Source organism: Rhizobium sp. CF080, assembly GCF_000282095.2.
GTDB lineage: Bacteria > Pseudomonadota > Alphaproteobacteria > Rhizobiales > Rhizobiaceae > Neorhizobium.
The window spans coordinates 62,194-78,191 of record NZ_AKKC02000002.1 but is presented as its reverse complement, the minus strand read 5'-3'; the positions used below and the strand labels follow the sequence as shown (position 1 = coordinate 78,191).

The following is a 15,998-nucleotide window of genomic DNA, read 5'->3' as shown; positions in this document are numbered from 1 at the left end:
TCACACGTTGAGAAGCAGGAATTCCCGCTCCCAGGGGCTGATAACCTGCATGAAAGTCTCGAATTCGCCGCGTTTGACGCCGGCATAGAGGCCGATGAATTCAGAGCTGAAGACGCCGGCGAGCGCCGGATCGGATTCGAGCAGCGACACGGCTTCGAGCAGGCCGCGCGGCAGTTCGATCGACCCCTCGTTGGCTGTATCCTCGGTCGGCGGTCCCGGCTCGATCGCGTTCATGATGCCGAGCAGGCCGCAGCCGAGCGAGGCCGCGAGCGCCAGATAGGGATTGGCGTCCGAGCTCGGCAGGCGGTTTTCGACGCGGCGGGCGTTCGCATCCGAGACCGGCACGCGGAAGGCGGTGGTCCGATTATCGTAGCCCCAGGCATTGTTGACCGGTGCCGACATGTCGGGCGTCAGGCGGCGGTAGGAGTTCACATAGGGCGCCATCATGGCGAGCGTCTTCGGCACATAGGTCTGCATGCCGCCGATGAAGTGGAAAAACTCCTTGGAAGCCGAGCCGTCCGGGTTCGAGAAGACGTTCTTGCCGGTCTTGATGTCGACCACCGACTGGTGGATGTGCATTGCCGAGCCCGCCTGGCCCTGCATGGGCTTGGCCATGAACGTCGCGTAGATGCCGTGTTTCAGGGCCGCCTCGCGGATGGTACGCTTGAACATGAACACCTGGTCGGCGAGTTCGATCGGGTCGCCGTGGCGCAGGTTGATCTCGAGCTGCGCCGGGCCCTCCTCGTGGATCAGGGTATCGATCTCGAGACCCTGCTTTTCCGAAAAATGGTAGATGTCGTCGATCAGCTCGTCGAATTCGTTGATGCCGGCGATCGAATAGCCCTGGCCGCCGAGAATGGAGCGGCCGGACCGACCCTTCGGCGGATGCAGCGGATAATCCGGGTCGTCGTTCTTGGCGACGAGGTAGAATTCGATTTCCGGCGCCACGACCGGTTTCCAGCCTCGCTCCTCATAGAGCTTGAGGATGTTCTTCAGGACGTTGCGCGGCGTATAGGGAACCGCCTTGCCCTCGGTATCGACGATGTCGCAGATCACCTGCGCGGTTGGGTCGGTTTCCCAGGGCACCACCGCCAGGGTCGAAAGATCAGGCACCAGCTTCAGGTCGCTGTCGCGCGGCTCGTAGCGGAATGTGCCGGTCTCCTCGGGGTATTCGCCGGAAATGGTGTGCCGGTAGAGGGCGGACGGCAGTGCCAGCGAGGTATTCGAGGTGAACTTCGAAGAGGGCATCATCTTGCCGCGCGGCACGCCGGCGAGATCGGGCGTGATGCACTCGATATCCTCTATCCCTCGAGCCCGAAGCCACGCGGCGGCCTCCCGCCAGTCCGCGACGCCTCTGAGCGAAGTGAGCGTCGGCTGGGCAGTCGCGGCTTTCGCCACGGTGCCGGTTGCGAGGGCGGGAGCGGTTTTTTTGCGCGGCATGACACATCGGGGTGAGGTTGATCGAATGTTCCATCATAACCACGGATTGGCGAATGGCGAGGGGGAGACGCCATTGACTTTGAGTTGCCGATCGAAAAAGCAGATATCGAAACAAGGAGCATGCGGTGACGCGGAAATTCGACGTGGTGGTTCTGGGCGCCGGCGGGGCGGGCATGATGTGCGCCATCCGGGCGGGCGGGCGCGGTCGGTCGGTGCTCGTGCTCGACCATGCCAAGGCGCCGGGCGAGAAGATCCGCATTTCCGGCGGCGGCCGCTGCAATTTCACCAATATCCATGCGACTGCGAAGAACTATCTCTCCGCCAATCCGCATTTCGCCAAATCGGCGCTCGCCCGGTACACGCCCCGCGATTTTCTCGACATGGTCGAACGCCACGGTATCGCCTGGCATGAAAAGACGCTCGGCCAGCTCTTCTGCGACGATAGCGCCAAGGATATCATCCGCATGCTGCTGTCCGAGATGAAGGCGGCGAACGTGGTGCTCGAGCTGCAGAAACAGATCACGTCGCTCGAAAAGACGTCCGATGGCTTCCGCATCGCTACCACCGACGGGCCAGTGGAAGTGGGATCCGTGGTGGTCGCCACCGGCGGCAAGTCGATCCCCAAGATGGGGGCCACCGGCTTTGCCTACGATATCGCCAGGCAGTTCGGCTTGAAGATCGTCGAGACCCGTCCGGCGCTGGTGCCGCTGACGCTCGATCCGAACCTGCTCGAAAAGCTCTCGCCGCTCTCCGGCATCGCGGTGCCGGCCGAGGTCCGCCACGGCAGGACGGGTTTTCGCGAGGCTCTGCTTTTCACCCACCGGGGCTTGAGCGGTCCGTCGATCCTGCAGATTTCGTCTTACTGGCGGGAAGGCGACGACGTAGCGCTTGTCATCGAGCCCGATCTCGATATCGCAGCGATGCTCAAGACCGCCCGCAAGGTCAACGGTCGCCAGGCGGCGCAGACGGTGCTGGCGGAAGTGCTGCCGAAACGGCTGGCGCAATTCTTCGTCGAAGCGCGTGGCCTGACCGCTCATCTTGCCGATCTTTCCGACAAGGCGATCGAGGGCCTGGCAGCCTCCATCCAGAACTGGGCGATCAAGCCCGCCGGATCCGAAGGTTATCGGACGGCCGAGGTAACGCTCGGCGGCATCGACACGTCCGAACTGGACTCGAAGACCATGCAGGCCAAGGCGGTGCCCGGCCTTTATTTCATCGGCGAATGCGTCGACGTGACCGGCTGGCTCGGCGGTTACAATTTCCAATGGGCCTGGGCCTCGGGCCATGTTTGTGGGGAGGCTTTGTAGTATAGGTTGATTCAGCACTTGTTAATGTGCGCCAGCCATCCTGCCTTAATGCCAGCTAAATCCTATGGTTTAAAGCGGCATGCGCTTCCTGCCGGTGGCGGCTGAAGCGCCAGAGCAACTTGCCTTGGAGTGCCGTTTCCATGCAGAAATCCAGCCGTGCCCGTGCAATAGCAATCGCTAAGGTTCAGGATAACCAGAAGCTCATTCGTCTCCGTTTTCTGGCGATCGCCATCGGTGCAACGGCTGCGCTCCTCGCGCTTCCGACGCTTTTTTTCTAGGAGCCCCCGCTCTTTGATCTCGCCGTGCGCCTGAATGGCGGCGGTCTTCAGCCACGCTCGCGGAGCGCTGGCATTTTGATTTGCGAACCTCCGGCCTCAGGTTTGTGCGTGCTTCGTGCCTCAATGGCATCTGTATTTTATTACATTCAAATTTAGTAAGTTTTCACTTCCGCCAGCGATACTCGGTCAGTTCTTAGTTGCGGGGAAGCTGGCCTTCATGATCAAAATCCTGCCGTCATCCGTCGTATCCCGGATCGTTCTTCTATGCCTCTTTATGATCTTTGTTGCGGTGATGGCCGTCGGTGGTCTCACCTATACCTATCTGCGCGGCGATATCATGCGCTCGGCGGCGGACGATGCCCGCAAGGCGATACGCACCATGAGCCTGCTTTACGATTTGGAGATGGATGGTGCCAAGAGCGAAATCCGTGACGGCGCGATCATCAGTGTCAGCCAGGGCGAGGGTGCGCTGAAAGATCACGACATGGTCGATCGCACCGCGAGTGCCATCGGCGGTGTTGCGACCCTGTTCGAAAAGAAGGGCAGCGACTATGTCCGGGTCTCGACCAATCTGAAGACGGAAAAAGGCGAGCGGGCCGTCGGCACAAAGCTGGCCGCGGAACACCCGGCGCAGCCGTTCCTGGCGCGCGGCGAGGCCTATTTCGGTCCGGCAGTTTTGTTCGGCAAGGATTTCATGACGGGCTATTTCCCGATCACCAATGCTTCGAATGGCGTCACCGGCCTGCTCTTCATCGGCATTCCGATGGAAGTCTATTTCGCCCATATCGCCACCTTGGGCAAAATCGTCGTCGGCACGTCGCTTGCCGCTCTCCTGGTGGTCGGTCTCGCAAGCCTCTTCGCGCTTCGAATGCTGCTCCGGCCACTCGGCGTTCTGACCGGCACGGTGCGGTCGCTGGCTGAGGGTAATGAGGCTACGGAAATTCCCTTTGCCGAGCGCCGCAGCGAATTCGGTAATATCGCCCGCGCCTTGGAAGTCTTCCGGGATGCTGCCCGCGAGAAACGGCTGATGGAAAGCCGCAGCGCCGAGGATCGCGCCGAAGCGGAAGCCGAGCGCCACCGCAACGACGCCGAAAAGCAGCGTGTCGACCGCCAGATAGATACAGCCGTCAGCGAGCTGGGTGCGGCCTTGGCCCGCCTGGCTCAGGGCGATCTGTCGGGTACGATCGAGACGCCGTTCTCGGGTCGGCTGGAGCAGTTGCGCAGCGACTTCAACGGCTCCATCGTCCGGCTGCGTGATACGCTTTCCCATATTCGCCTAAGCACGCTCTCCATCCAGAAGAGCAGTACCGACCTCAGCCATTCCTCGACCGAGCTTTCGCGCAGGACGGAAACTCAGGCAGCTTCCCTCGAAGAAACGGCCGCTTCCGTCGACGAGATCACCGCGACGGTTCGTTCATCGGCCGAACTCGCCCGCGAGGCCAACCAGGCCGTGGCGCTCACCAAGAAGAGTGCCGACAGTTCGGGCAGCGTGGTCAGCAACGCGGTCGCGGCCATGGGACGCATCGAGGAAGCTTCGGGCAAGATCGAGCTGATCATCGAGGTGATCGACGACATCGCCTTCCAGACCAACCTCCTGGCGCTCAACGCCGGCATCGAGGCGGCCCGTGCCGGCGAGGCAGGTAAGGGTTTTGCTGTCGTGGCGCAGGAAGTCCGGGAACTGGCGCAGCGTTCCGCCGGAGCCGCCAAGGAGATCAAGGACCTGATCACCCAGTCGAGCCGGGAAGTCGGCGCCGGTGCCGGCCTCGTCCAGCAGGCGGGTGAGGTGCTGGCGGCGATCAGCCGGCAGATCACTGGCGTCAGCCAGCATGTGGAAATGATCGCCACAGCCAGCCAGGATCAGTCGGCCGCACTGCAAAACATCAACAATTCCGTCAACCGTATGGACCAGATGACCCAGCAGAACGGCGCCATGGTCGGCGAAACCGCCGAATCCAGCCGACGCCTTGCGGGCGAAGCGGATGCCCTGCTTGAACTGGTCCAGCAGTTCCGTATCGATGCGGACGGTCGCTCCGGTTACTCTCGCGCTGCATAAGCTGTGCCGGTCGATCGACCGGAACCAATCTTGGGGGGTGGCAGCGATGCCGCCCCTTGTCGTTTTACGTCTGCCGGTAAGCCGCAGCAGGCCGAACCAGCGCGGATAGGGGTCGAGCCTCCGGCAAGCCAATGGATCGTGAGGAACAACCACGATCGCCACCGCCGGGACATCCGCGCGGTGGTCGATCGGATGGTGAAGTGCGTCCGGGCCTACGGTCCGCACTCCGCCGGCCGACAGCCCAAACGCGTCTTCCGGTCACTGCACCCGGTTGGTGACGATGACAGGTATCATCAGGTCGCCCCAATGACCGTCGCCGCCGTGATGCCGGGCGGAGCGGACGAGTTCGACAGAAACCCCGGCCTCGACCGCCTTCATGATCGCATGGTTGAGGCGATGCAGGTCGTTGGCAAGCGTGCGGATTGCTGCCTGCTGCTCGGGCGTCATCGTCGTCGACTGCTCTTCTGCGCGTTCCTTGACGTGGGTCTGGATGTTCATGATGGTTCTCCTCTTGTTGATTGGCGGCGGGTCGTATGTAAAAATCTGTCATTGCATCCTGGTATGTAAATACGGCCAGACTCACCTAGACGGTTTTGATGTGACTGAATTTACATAAGAGAATGCTGCGCTGCCAGAAAAGATGCAGAATGATCGACTTCAAAGGGGTTAGGATGTCTTGTCTTTCACAAGGGCGTCTGTGAAGATGTCAAAATAGTAAAGTCAGATGACCTTCGAATTTTGTAAAAATGGTGACAAATGGCGGAGCGAAAGATTTTTGCCGGCCCGCGGGTGCGGCGGGTGCGATTGGGGCTTGGCCTGACCCAGACCGCCATGGCCGAAGCGCTCGGCATTTCGCCTTCCTATCTCAACCTCATCGAACGCAACCAGCGGCCGCTCACCGTCCAGCTCCTCCTGAAGCTCGCCTCGGTCTACAAGGTCGATCTCGATGCGCTGCAGGGCGAGGGCGGCGGACTTGCGGCGCGGCTACGCGAAGTCTTCGCCGATCCGCTGCTGGCGGGTGAAATCCCCGGGGACCAGGAAATCATCGAGGTGGCGGAGGCGGCCCCCAACGCGGCGCTCGGGCTGATGAAGCTCTATCGCGCCTATCGCGAGCAGGCGGCCAGGCTTTCCGATCTCGCCGACCTCCTCACCCGCGAGGGTCACGAAACCTCGATCGCGGGCACGCGGCTGCCGATCGATGAGGTGCGCGAGACGTTGGAGCGTCGCCCCAACTTCTTCGCGCGCATCGAGGATGCGGCGGAAATCTTTGCGGCCAGGCTCGGGACCGGCGACGAACTGCCGGGCGCCTTGAAGGCCTGGGCGAAGAGCGAGCACGGCATCGTGGTGCGCACGCTGCCCGTCCATGCCATGCCAAACCTGCGCCGGCGCTACGACCGTCATTCGATGCGGTTGTTTCTGTCGGAACGGCTGTCGCCCTTCGATCGGACCCGTGAACTCGCCATGGAAGTGGCGCTGCTGGCGCTGGACCAGGAGATCGCCGCCGAACTCGATGACCTCAACCTCTCCACCAACGAGGCGCGGCGTATCGGCCGTTTCGAACTCGCCCGCCATGCCGCCCATGCGCTGATGATGCCCTACGGTGCTTTTCTGACGGCCGCCCAGCGCGCGCGGTATGACCTCGACGTATTGCGCTCCCGTTTCGACGTGTCGTTCGAACAGGTCGCCAACCGCCTGACGTCGCTCGTGCGCTCCGGCGCGCCGGGCATTCCGTTTTTCCTGATGGAACTCGACCATGCCGGCAATGTCCTCCGCCGCGCCGGCGCCCAAGGCTTCCCGCAGGCCCGTTTCGGGGGGCTCTGTCCGAAGCTTGGGCTTCATGCCGCCTTTCTCCAGCCGGGCCAGGTCCTCGTCGATCGCGTCGAGATGCCGGATGGCGGCACGTTCCTGACGTTGTCGCGCACCCTCGAAGGTCCTCAGGCGGGATTTGGCGAGCGGGTCCGGCGCACCGCCATCCTTCTCGGCTGCGATCTCTCGAATGCCGGCGACACCGTCTATGGCGAAGCACTGCCCGGGACGGCGGCCACGGTGCTTGCCGGCACTGCCTGCCGGCTCTGCGAAAGACAGGGTTGCCTCTCCCGAGCCGAGCCGCCGGTGACTAGACCTCTCGGTCTAGATGAAATGGTGACAGGCCTCAGCGCCTTCGATTTTCAATGAGTTTTGCGGCGGCGCACATTCCCCCTTGTGGGGTGTAAAATTACTTTTTACTCTCACGGAAAATATAAGGGAATTTAGGCGTGATTTGATGATTGCGCAGAAAAAAACTGGAACAGGAGAGATCATGAAAAGTCATTTGCTCAGCCTTGCCGCCGCGGTTGCTGCGACGGCCTTCGCCGCGACGGCTGCTCTGGCCCAGGAGCGCGAAGTCCGCGTCTATAACTGGTCGGACTATATCGATGAGACGATCCTGGCGGATTTCACCAAGGAGACCGGCATCAAGGTCATCTACGACGTGTTCGACAGCAACGAGATGCTGGAGACCAAGCTTCTCGCCGGCGGTTCCGGTTATGATGTCGTCGTTCCGACCGGGCCTTTCCTCGCCCGCCAGATCCAGGCCAAGGTTTTCCAGAAGCTCGACAAGTCGAAGCTGCCCAACCTTTCCAACCTGTGGCCGGTGGTTTCCGAGCGGCTCGCGAAATACGATCCCGGCAATCAGTATGCCGTCAACTACATGTGGGGCACGACCGGTATCGGCTACAACGTCGACAAGGTGAAGGCAGCGCTCGGCAACGTGCCGATCGACAGCTGGAGCGTTCTCTTCAAGCCGGAAAACGCCGCCAAGCTGAAGTCCTGCGGCATCAACATCCTCGATGCCTCCGACGAGACTTTCGCGATCGCGCTGAACTATCTCGGCAAGAACCCCGACAGCAAGGACACCAAGGATCTCGAAGCCGGCGGCGCCGTCTACAACAAGATCCGCAAATCGGTGAAGACCTTCAACTCGTCGGCCTATATCGATGAACTCGCCAACGGTGACAGCTGCATCACGATCGGCTGGTCGGGTGACGTGCTGCAGGCCAAGACCCGTGCCGAGGAAGCCAAAAACGGCGTCAACATCGAGTTCATCATTCCCAAGGAAGGCACGTATATGTGGTTCGACAACCTCGCGATCCCGGCGGACGCGAAGCATGTCGCCGAAGCGCATGCCTTCATCAACTACCTGCTGAAGCCGGAGGTCATCGCCAAGGCCTCGAACTACGTCCAGTACGCCAACGGCAACCTGGCTTCGCAGAAGTTCCTCGACAAGGAAGTGCTGGAAAACCCCTCAGTCTATCCGCCGGAAGACGTGGTCAAGAAGCTCTTCACCATTTCGCCATACGGGCCACGCGAGCAGCGGGTCCTGAACCGGGTCTGGACGCAGATCAAGACCGGTAGCTGATCAAAGGCGGGGCAGACGGAAACGTCTGCCCCGATTACTTTTGGGGCTGCCATCGGGCGAAATGGGGTAAGGGCATGGCGAAATCTCTTGGGCCGGTTAAACGCAAATTTTCTCCGTGGACCGATCCTTCGGCGGTTCCGTTCATCCGTTTCGAAAACATCACCAAGCGGTTCGGCACCTTCACCGCCGTCGACAACCTGACGCTCGATATCTACGAGCGGGAATTCTTCTCGCTGCTTGGCCCCTCCGGTTGCGGCAAGACGACCCTGATGCGCATGCTCGCCGGCTTCGAGGAACCGACCGAAGGCCGCATCCTGCTGCAGGGCAAGGATATTTCCGGCGTGCCACCCTATCGCCGCCCGACCAACATGATGTTCCAGTCCTACGCGCTTTTCCCGCATATGACGGTGGAAAAAAACATCGCCTTCGGCCTGGAGCAGGACAATCTCCCGAAGGGCGAGATCGCCACCCGCGTCGAGGAAATGCTGAAGCTCGTCAAGCTGGAGCAGTTCGCCAAGCGCAAGCCCAACCAGCTCTCCGGCGGCCAGCGCCAGCGCGTCGCACTTGCCCGCTCGCTCGCCAAGCGACCCAAGGTCTTGCTGCTCGACGAGCCGCTCGGCGCGCTCGACAAGAAGCTGCGAGAGGAAACCCAGTTCGAGTTGATGGACCTCCAGACCAAGCTCGGCCTCACCTTCCTGATCGTCACCCATGACCAGGAAGAGGCGATGACCGTGTCCGACCGTATCGCGGTGATGGATAAGGGCCTCATCATGCAGGTGGCGACGCCGGCCGAGATCTACGAAGCGCCGAACAGCCGCTACGTCGCGGATTTCATCGGCGATATCAACATCCTCGAAGGCACGGTTGCCGAGACGGGCAGTGCGCTCGGCGCACCGGGGACAGTCAGGATCGATTGCGATGGCATCGCCGTCTCTGTCGAGCAGGAATGCCAAGCGGTGAAGGCCGACAAGGTCGCCTTCGCGGTCCGGCCGGAAAAGGTTCGCATCTCGCCCGACCAGCCGTCCAATACCTCGGTCAATGCAGTCTATGGCGAAGTCTGGGATATCGGTTACCTCGGCGACTTCTCGGTTTTCCTCGTCAAGCTTGCGGATGGCCGGGTGGTGCGTGCGGCGCAGGCCAATGTCTCCCGCCTCGTCGACCGACCGATCACTTTCGGCGACATGGTGTGGCTCACCTGGCCGCTCGATGCCGGCCTCGTGTTGACGCGCTGAGCGGGGGACGAGGAGATGGCAAGCGTTTCCGAAACCCACCCCGCCAACAAACCCAATCCTGCCCGTTGGCTGGTGGTCGCGGTGCCGTACGTCTGGCTGCTGCTGTTCTTTGCGGCGCCCTTCCTGATCATCTTCAAGATCTCGCTGTCGGAGACGGCGATCGCCATGCCGCCCTACACGCCGCTTTTTGACGGGTTCGGCGCAATCGGCGATTTCGTCTCGGAACTCGACTTCGACAACTACCTCTTCCTGACCGACGACCCTCTCTACATCGAAGCCTATCTGTCTTCGCTGCGCATCGCAGTGATCTCCACCTTCCTTCTGCTGCTGATCGGTTATCCGATGGCGCTCGCCATGGCCCGCGCGCCGACGATGCTGCGCCCGACGCTGGTCATGCTGGTCATCCTGCCGTTCTGGACCTCGTTCCTGATCCGCGTCTATGCCTGGATCGGCATCCTGAAGCCCGATGGCCTGCTGACGCTGCTGTTCCAGTCGGTCGGTCTTCTCGGCGCCGACGATCAGGTGCAGATCTTCCGCACCGACTATGCCGTCTTCATCGGCATCGTCTATTCCTACCTGCCGTTCATGATCCTACCGCTCTATTCGGCGCTGGAGAAGATGGACAACACGCTCCTGGAGGCGGCGAGCGATCTCGGCTGCCCGCCCTGGAAGGCGTTCTGGAAGATCACCTTCCCGCTGTCGCTGCCGGGCGTCATCGCCGGTTCGATGATCTGCTTCATTCCGATCACCGGCGAATTCGTCATTCCCGACCTGCTCGGCGGGGCCGACACGCTGATGATCGGCAAGACGTTGTGGACGGAATTCTTCGGCAATCGCGACTGGCCGCTCGCGTCGGCCGTGGCGGTGATCCTGCTGATCATGCTCGTCGTGCCGATCATGATCTTCCAGAACCAGCAGAAGAAGGTGACTTGAGATGAAATCATCCCGTTTCGACGCCACCGTCCTCACCCTCGGATTCGCCTTCCTCTATATCCCGATCATCATTCTGGTGGTCTATTCCTTCAACGCCTCAAAGCTGGTCACGGTCTGGGGCGGGTTCTCGTTGCAATGGTACAAGACCATGTGGTCGAACCAGGGCCTGATGGATGCTGCCTGGGTGACGGCGCGTGTCGGCGTCATCAGCGCGACGCTCGGCACCGTGCTCGGCACGCTTGCGGCGCTTTCGCTGGTGCGCTTCACGCGCTTTCCGGGCCGGATGCTGTTTTCCGGGATGATCTACGCGCCGCTGGTCATGCCGGAAGTAATCACCGGCCTGTCGCTGTTGCTACTGTTCGTCGCCGTCGGCATCGATCGCGGCTTCTGGACCGTCATCATCGCGCACACGACCTTTACCATGTGCTACGTGGCGATCGTCGTGCAGTCGCGGCTGCTGACCTTCGACCGCAGCCTCGAGGAGGCCGCGCTCGATCTCGGCTGCCCACCGGTCAAGACCTTCTTCAAGATCACCCTGCCACTGATCTTTCCGGCCGTCATCGCCGGCTGGATGCTGGCCTTCACCCTGTCTCTGGACGATCTCGTCATCGCGAGTTTCGCGACCGGTCCCGGCGCCACGACGCTGCCGATCAAGATCTATAGCCAGGTCCGGCTTGGGGTCACGCCGGAGATCAACGCGATCTGCACCATCCTGATCGGGCTGGTCACCATCGGCGTCATCATCGCCTCGATCAGCACCAAGCAGGCGGAGATGCGCCGTATTCGCGACGAACATGCCGCGATCCGCGGCACGACCTGACGATTACTCGCCGCGCGGTGGCAGGAAGATATAGATGAGCAGCCAGGCCGGCAGCACGATGACTGCGCCGAGCACGATACGCGGCACCGACCAGATATAGGCGTTTTCAACCCCGACCCGGATATCGTCGGGCGTCAGGTGCAGAAGCGCCAGTAGCGCCGGCATGGTGATGCCGAAGAAGCTCAAAACCGCGCCCATGATGAGGCAGGCGAGCAGCACCTTGCACAGGTTGATCAGGAAGCGCGACACCAGATAACCCCCATCCGGTTGATTCGGCTTATTGTACGGGCTTAACCGGGGTTTGCGAAACCGGCCAGATGACAGGATTGGGCCAGGAGCCGCCGATGAAGACCGTCAGTGGCACGGCATTGGCCCCCATTGCCACCGGCGCGACGGTCGCGGAGAGCGCGAGGCTGTTGTTGATATAGGGAATGACGCCGGAAAGCGTCAGCGTCTCCATTGAGCCGGTGATCTTTCCCTCGCGGATATCCGCCGAGCCATCCGCGAGATTGGCGGATATGTCGATATGGTCGAATTCCAGACTGCCGCTACCGGCCTCGCTCAAGGGGAAATAGGGTTTCTGCGCTGCAAGCTGGCGCACGCCCGCAAGATTGACGCCTGAAAGCGAACCGCGTTCTGCCCTGAAGCGCAGGGTGCCCTTTGCATTGCGCCATGCATCCGGTTCGAGTGGCCGGTCGACGTCGAGCGCCAGATCAAGCGATCCGCGCGCCGCCGGAAGGGGGCCGGCAAGGCCGAGTTCCTTGACGATATTGCCGAAATCAGCGTCCTGTATGGCAAGACGCAGCGCCACGGCTCCGGCCGTTCCGCCTTTTACCGTGGCGATCCGGCCGGTCAGCCGGCCCGTCTCGAAATCGCTGTCGGCAATGTCGATGCGCGACTGGTCGCCGACATTCATTATACTCACGGCCGCCTCCGTAAGCTGGAAACGCCCGAGCGTCGCCTGTTGGGCGGAAAGCCTCAGATCGAGTTCCAGGCCGGCGAGATGGCCGTTGCCCTGGCTGGTGTCGCCCATGGCGCGCGGCGCTATCGCGGCAAGGGCCGCGGAAAGGTCCATCCGGTCGAAGGCGAGCGTACCAGCGAGCCTCGGCGCTCTGTCCGGTGGCAGCATGAGATCGAGTATGCCGGTCGCCTTGATGTCGTTGAGACCGAGGGACAGGTTGTCGAAACGCAGGATGTTGTCATTGGTGACGAGCCGGGTATTCAGCGAAAAGCTCTTCAGCCGTTCGACACCGGCCAAGTTCAGCCCGGACCAGCGCATCACCGCAGAAAGATCGGGAACCGTCAGTTCGGCATCGCCGGAAAGAAACGCATGCGCGGCAAGATTGGCGACGCCTCGGAATTGGCCGTGAAAGAGAGCGGATGCCATCGTGCCCGAGAGATTGCCGCTTTTGCCCGAAAGCAGCAGCAGGGGTTGCGTCGAGCTCATGTCCAGCGTTAGCGCCTGGCCGTTGAGATTGGCATCTGCCTTCAGCTCCAGGCCGCGTGACAGCCAGGGCCAATCGAGCGTGCCATTGATCGACTGGAACCGCGTGACCCGGCCGCTGGCGACGTCGGAGATTTCGAACACTCCGTTGCTGATGCGGACATCGCCTACGCGCGCATCGTCATCCGCCGTCAGTACCTGGCCGCTGCTGTCCGGTCGTGCGTCGCGCACGGCGCGACTGAGCAGCCCGTCATTCGCCCAGTCGAGCCTGCCGTCCGCTTCCCTGAGAACGTAAATCTTCGGGTCCGTGAGGCGAAAGTTCTTGAATTCTGGCTGTCCGACCAAGGCCTCCAGGAGATCGAAGGAGGCCGAAAGCCGAGCGACCCGGCCGAGCACGCGCTCCCCGGCCTCCGCCTGCTTTCGGATGGTGATCTCCCTGAGCGTGATCCTGGGTTCGGGCCAGAAGCGGATATCCGGTGTCCCCTCGATCGTCACGTCGTGGCCGGTCCATTCGGCGACGGCCCGCTCCATGCTTTCGCGCACCACGGTCGATGAAATCAGGAACGGTGCGATGATCTGGAAAAGCGAGAAGAGGCAGAGCGCGATGATGGCGCCGATCAGAATACGGCGCGGCCGGCGGCCCAGCGGGCGCCCCAGGTTCTTCCGCAGATTTCCGATCGGGTTGTTGAGCATGATCCCCACGCGCATATAGGAAATGCGGCCCCCGCGCAAACCCGTGAAACGCCCCGGCGGTCCCTTTATCATGCGGTGCAACATGCTATACAGATCGATACGTTCGGCCTTGAAGCTTGGGCGCGGATGGGAACGGGACGCGCCCCTGATTCCAATGCGGGCAGGGTCCTCTGGGGTGGAGGAATGGGAATGGGGAACGAACAGCCGCTGTGGAGCCCCTCGAAGGAAGCGGAGCAGAAAATCCCGCTTTATCAGTTCATAGGCTGGTGCGCCGAGCGCTTTGGCAAAAGCTTTCCGGACTATGATGCATTCTATGCCTGGTCGATCTTCGAGCGCGCCGATTTCTGGTCGGCGGTCTGGGATTATTGTGGCGTCAAGGGCGAGCGCGGCGCACTTGCGCTGATCAATGGCGACGACATGCTGGCCGCCCGGTTCTTCCCCGATGCGACGTTGAATTTCGCCGAAAACCTGCTGTCCGGAACCGGCGCCGGAGACGCGCTGATCTTCCGCGGCGAGGACAAGGTGAGCTATCGCTGGTCCTGGGACAAGCTCCGTGCTGAAGTCTCGCGCCTGCAGCAAGCCCTTAAAACACTCGGCATCGAAAAAGGCGACCGCGTCGCCGCGATGATGCCGAACATGCCGGAAACCATTGCATGTATGCTGGCCGCCGCCTCGATCGGCGTGATCTGGTCCTCCTGTTCTCCCGATTTCGGCGAACAGGGCGTGCTCGACCGTTTCGGACAGATCGGCCCAAAACTGTTCATTACCTGCGATGGCTATTGGTATAACGGCAAGTTCCAGGATGTCGCCGCCAAGGTGAAGGCGGTCTCCGACGTGCTAAAGACGCCGGTTCTGGTCGTGCCCTATGCGGGCGACGCGCCGGCACTGGCCGCATCGCTTGCCGACGGCCGCACGCTTGCCGATTTCACTACGCCTTTTGAGGCGAAGGCCGTCGAATTCGAAGCGCTGCCTTTCTCGCATCCGCTCTACATTCTTTTCTCGTCCGGCACGACCGGCGTGCCGAAATGCATCGTCCATTCGGCCGGCGGCACGCTGCTGCAGCACATCAAGGAACATCGTTTCCATTGCAGTCTCGAGCCCGGTGAAAAGCTGTTCTATTTCACCACCTGCGGCTGGATGATGTGGAACTGGCTGGTGTCCGGTCTCGCATCTGGCGCCACGCTCTGTCTGTTCGACGGATCCCCTTTCGCTCCGGATGGCAATGTCCTATTCGATTATGCCGAAGCGGAGCGCTTCGCGGTATTCGGCACATCGGCGAAATATATCGACGCGGTGCGCAAGGGCGGCATCGTGCCGAAGGAGAGTCATGATCTCTCGGCACTCCGTTTGGTGATCTCGACCGGATCGCCGCTGTCTTCGGAAGGCTTCTCTTTCGTTTATGAGGGTGTCAGGAGCGACGTGCATCTTGCCTCCGTCTCGGGCGGCACGGACATCGTCTCCTGTTTCGTGCTCGGCAATCCGCTCAAACCCGTCTGGCGCGGCGAGATCCAGGGGCCGGGCCTGGCCTTGGCCGTCGATGTGTGGAACGACGACGGCAAGCCGGTGCGCGGGGAAAAGGGCGAGCTTGTCTGCACCAAGGCGCTTCCGTCCATGCCGATCATGTTCTGGAACGATCCCGAGGGTAAAAAATATCGGGCGGCTTATTTCGAGCGCTTCGACAATGTCTGGTGCCACGGCGATTTTGCGGAGTGGACGGAGCATGGCGGCATTGTCATCCATGGCCGATCGGACGCGACGCTCAACCCGGGCGGCGTGCGCATCGGCACCGCCGAGATCTACAATCAGGTCGAGCAGATGGAAGAGGTTGCGGAAGCCATCTGCATCGGTCAGGACTGGGACGACGACGTGCGAGTCATTCTCTTCGTCCGCCTCGCCAATGGACTGCAGCTCAGCGACGATCTCGTCAAGGCGATCAAGGCCCGCATCCGCACCGGCGCTTCGCCGCGCCATGTGCCGGCCAAGGTCATCCAGGTCGCCGATATCCCGCGCACCAAGTCCGGCAAGATCGTCGAACTGGCAGTCCGCGACGTCGTCCATGGCCGGGCCGTCAAGAACAAGGAGACGCTCGCCAACCCGGAAGCGCTGGATCTGTTTGATGGACTTGCCGAATTGAAAAGCTGAATGGCTGGTATGCGGATGAGGCCGCATGTATCGCCATGGTACAGATCCAACATAAATTCCAGAAACTGGACGCTGTTAACGGCCCATTAAGCCGCTTTGATCAAAAGTGGAGCAACATGGTTTCGTCTCGTGTATGAAATACGCCTAGCCGCGAGCTTTCATAGACATGACGTCTCCTCCGACCCTCGTTGGACAGCATTAAACTTCAAAGGCAGCTTCGGCTGCCTTTCTTTTGAACCTGAATGCAACTTTAAACTGT

General features: G+C 61.4%; 13 protein-coding genes. 9 read left to right on the top strand and 4 right to left on the bottom strand.

The window, feature by feature from the left end:
- Positions 1-1,440 (bottom strand): glutamine synthetase family protein, encoded by a 1,440-nt coding sequence (locus PMI07_RS01570; RefSeq protein WP_024163476.1) that lies wholly within the window; start codon positions 1,438-1,440, stop codon positions 1-3.
- Positions 1,441-1,565: 125 nt separating this feature from the next.
- Here PMI07_RS01570 and PMI07_RS01565 point away from each other — a divergent pair, with 125 nt between their 5' ends.
- The 3 genes from PMI07_RS01565 (at position 1,566) to PMI07_RS01560 (ending at position 5,078) form a co-directional block, all read left to right on the top strand.
- A complete protein-coding gene (locus PMI07_RS01565; RefSeq protein WP_007759418.1) occupies positions 1,566-2,747 on the top strand; it encodes an NAD(P)/FAD-dependent oxidoreductase in 1,182 nt (393 codons plus the stop codon).
- A gap of 140 nt (positions 2,748-2,887) precedes the next feature.
- Entirely contained in the window at positions 2,888-3,025 is a 138-nt protein-coding gene (locus tag PMI07_RS35275) for a hypothetical protein (RefSeq protein WP_007759420.1), read from the top strand.
- 217 nt (positions 3,026-3,242) lie between these two features.
- Positions 3,243-5,078, top strand: coding sequence for a methyl-accepting chemotaxis protein (locus tag PMI07_RS01560; RefSeq protein ID WP_007759422.1), 1,836 nt, complete (start codon positions 3,243-3,245; stop codon positions 5,076-5,078).
- Positions 5,079-5,336: 258 nt separating this feature from the next.
- Here the strand turns inward: PMI07_RS01560 and PMI07_RS01555 are convergent, their stop codons facing one another.
- Positions 5,337-5,576 carry a hypothetical protein gene (locus PMI07_RS01555; RefSeq protein WP_007759423.1) on the bottom strand — a complete coding sequence of 80 codons (240 nt, stop codon included), beginning with the start codon at positions 5,574-5,576 and terminating at the stop codon, positions 5,337-5,339.
- A 258-nt stretch (positions 5,577-5,834) separates the two neighbouring features.
- On the opposite strand from PMI07_RS01555, the gene PMI07_RS01550 reads away from it, so the two are divergent.
- The 5 genes from PMI07_RS01550 to PMI07_RS01530 all read left to right on the top strand — a co-directional run bounded on the left by PMI07_RS01550 (position 5,835) and on the right by PMI07_RS01530 (position 11,460).
- Complete coding sequence (locus PMI07_RS01550; protein ID WP_007759425.1) at positions 5,835-7,253, top strand: XRE family transcriptional regulator; 1,419 nt, start codon at positions 5,835-5,837, stop codon at positions 7,251-7,253.
- Positions 7,254-7,377: 124 nt separating this feature from the next.
- Entirely contained in the window at positions 7,378-8,475 is a 1,098-nt protein-coding gene (locus PMI07_RS01545) for a polyamine ABC transporter substrate-binding protein (RefSeq protein ID WP_007759427.1), read from the top strand.
- A 74-nt stretch (positions 8,476-8,549) separates the two neighbouring features.
- Positions 8,550-9,707: an ABC transporter ATP-binding protein gene (locus PMI07_RS01540; RefSeq protein WP_007759431.1), complete on the top strand. Its 1,158-nt coding sequence runs from the start codon at positions 8,550-8,552 to the stop codon at positions 9,705-9,707.
- 15 nt (positions 9,708-9,722) lie between these two features.
- Positions 9,723-10,640: an ABC transporter permease subunit gene (locus tag PMI07_RS01535; protein ID WP_007759434.1), complete on the top strand. Its 918-nt coding sequence runs from the start codon at positions 9,723-9,725 to the stop codon at positions 10,638-10,640.
- Between the two features lies 1 nt (position 10,641).
- Positions 10,642-11,460: an ABC transporter permease gene (locus PMI07_RS01530; protein WP_007759435.1), complete on the top strand. Its 819-nt coding sequence runs from the start codon at positions 10,642-10,644 to the stop codon at positions 11,458-11,460.
- 3 nt (positions 11,461-11,463) lie between these two features.
- Here the strand turns inward: PMI07_RS01530 and PMI07_RS01525 are convergent, their stop codons facing one another.
- Both PMI07_RS01525 and PMI07_RS01520 read right to left on the bottom strand, forming a co-directional pair.
- Complete coding sequence (locus tag PMI07_RS01525; RefSeq protein WP_007759438.1) at positions 11,464-11,709, bottom strand: hypothetical protein; 246 nt, start codon at positions 11,707-11,709, stop codon at positions 11,464-11,466.
- A gap of 28 nt (positions 11,710-11,737) precedes the next feature.
- The gene (locus PMI07_RS01520; protein WP_024163475.1) at positions 11,738-13,669 is read right to left on the bottom strand and encodes an AsmA-like C-terminal region-containing protein; all 1,932 of its coding nucleotides are present in this window, start codon (positions 13,667-13,669) and stop codon (positions 11,738-11,740) included.
- A gap of 117 nt (positions 13,670-13,786) precedes the next feature.
- Here PMI07_RS01520 and PMI07_RS01515 point away from each other — a divergent pair, with 117 nt between their 5' ends.
- A complete protein-coding gene (locus PMI07_RS01515) occupies positions 13,787-15,739 on the top strand; it encodes an acetoacetate--CoA ligase (protein ID WP_007759442.1) in 1,953 nt (650 codons plus the stop codon).
- Positions 15,740-15,998: the final 259 nt, after the last annotated feature.

What these genes read in the sequence shown, in the direction of transcription:
- PMI07_RS01570 (WP_024163476.1), bottom strand. Translation starts at nt 1,440, where the DNA reads ATGCCGCGCAAAAAAACCGCTCCCGCCCTCGCAACCGGCACCGTGGCG.
- PMI07_RS35275 (WP_007759420.1), top strand. Translation starts at nt 2,888, where the DNA reads ATGCAGAAATCCAGCCGTGCCCGTGCAATAGCAATCGCTAAGGTTCAG.
- PMI07_RS01560 (WP_007759422.1), top strand. Translation starts at nt 3,243, where the DNA reads ATGATCAAAATCCTGCCGTCATCCGTCGTATCCCGGATCGTTCTTCTA.
- PMI07_RS01555 (WP_007759423.1), bottom strand. Translation starts at nt 5,576, where the DNA reads ATGAACATCCAGACCCACGTCAAGGAACGCGCAGAAGAGCAGTCGACG.
- PMI07_RS01550 (WP_007759425.1), top strand. Translation starts at nt 5,835, where the DNA reads ATGGCGGAGCGAAAGATTTTTGCCGGCCCGCGGGTGCGGCGGGTGCGA.
- PMI07_RS01545 (WP_007759427.1), top strand. Translation starts at nt 7,378, where the DNA reads ATGAAAAGTCATTTGCTCAGCCTTGCCGCCGCGGTTGCTGCGACGGCC.
- PMI07_RS01540 (WP_007759431.1), top strand. Translation starts at nt 8,550, where the DNA reads ATGGCGAAATCTCTTGGGCCGGTTAAACGCAAATTTTCTCCGTGGACC.
- PMI07_RS01535 (WP_007759434.1), top strand. Translation starts at nt 9,723, where the DNA reads ATGGCAAGCGTTTCCGAAACCCACCCCGCCAACAAACCCAATCCTGCC.
- PMI07_RS01530 (WP_007759435.1), top strand. Translation starts at nt 10,642, where the DNA reads ATGAAATCATCCCGTTTCGACGCCACCGTCCTCACCCTCGGATTCGCC.
- PMI07_RS01520 (WP_024163475.1), bottom strand. Translation starts at nt 13,669, where the DNA reads ATGATAAAGGGACCGCCGGGGCGTTTCACGGGTTTGCGCGGGGGCCGC.
- PMI07_RS01515 (WP_007759442.1), top strand. Translation starts at nt 13,787, where the DNA reads ATGGGGAACGAACAGCCGCTGTGGAGCCCCTCGAAGGAAGCGGAGCAG.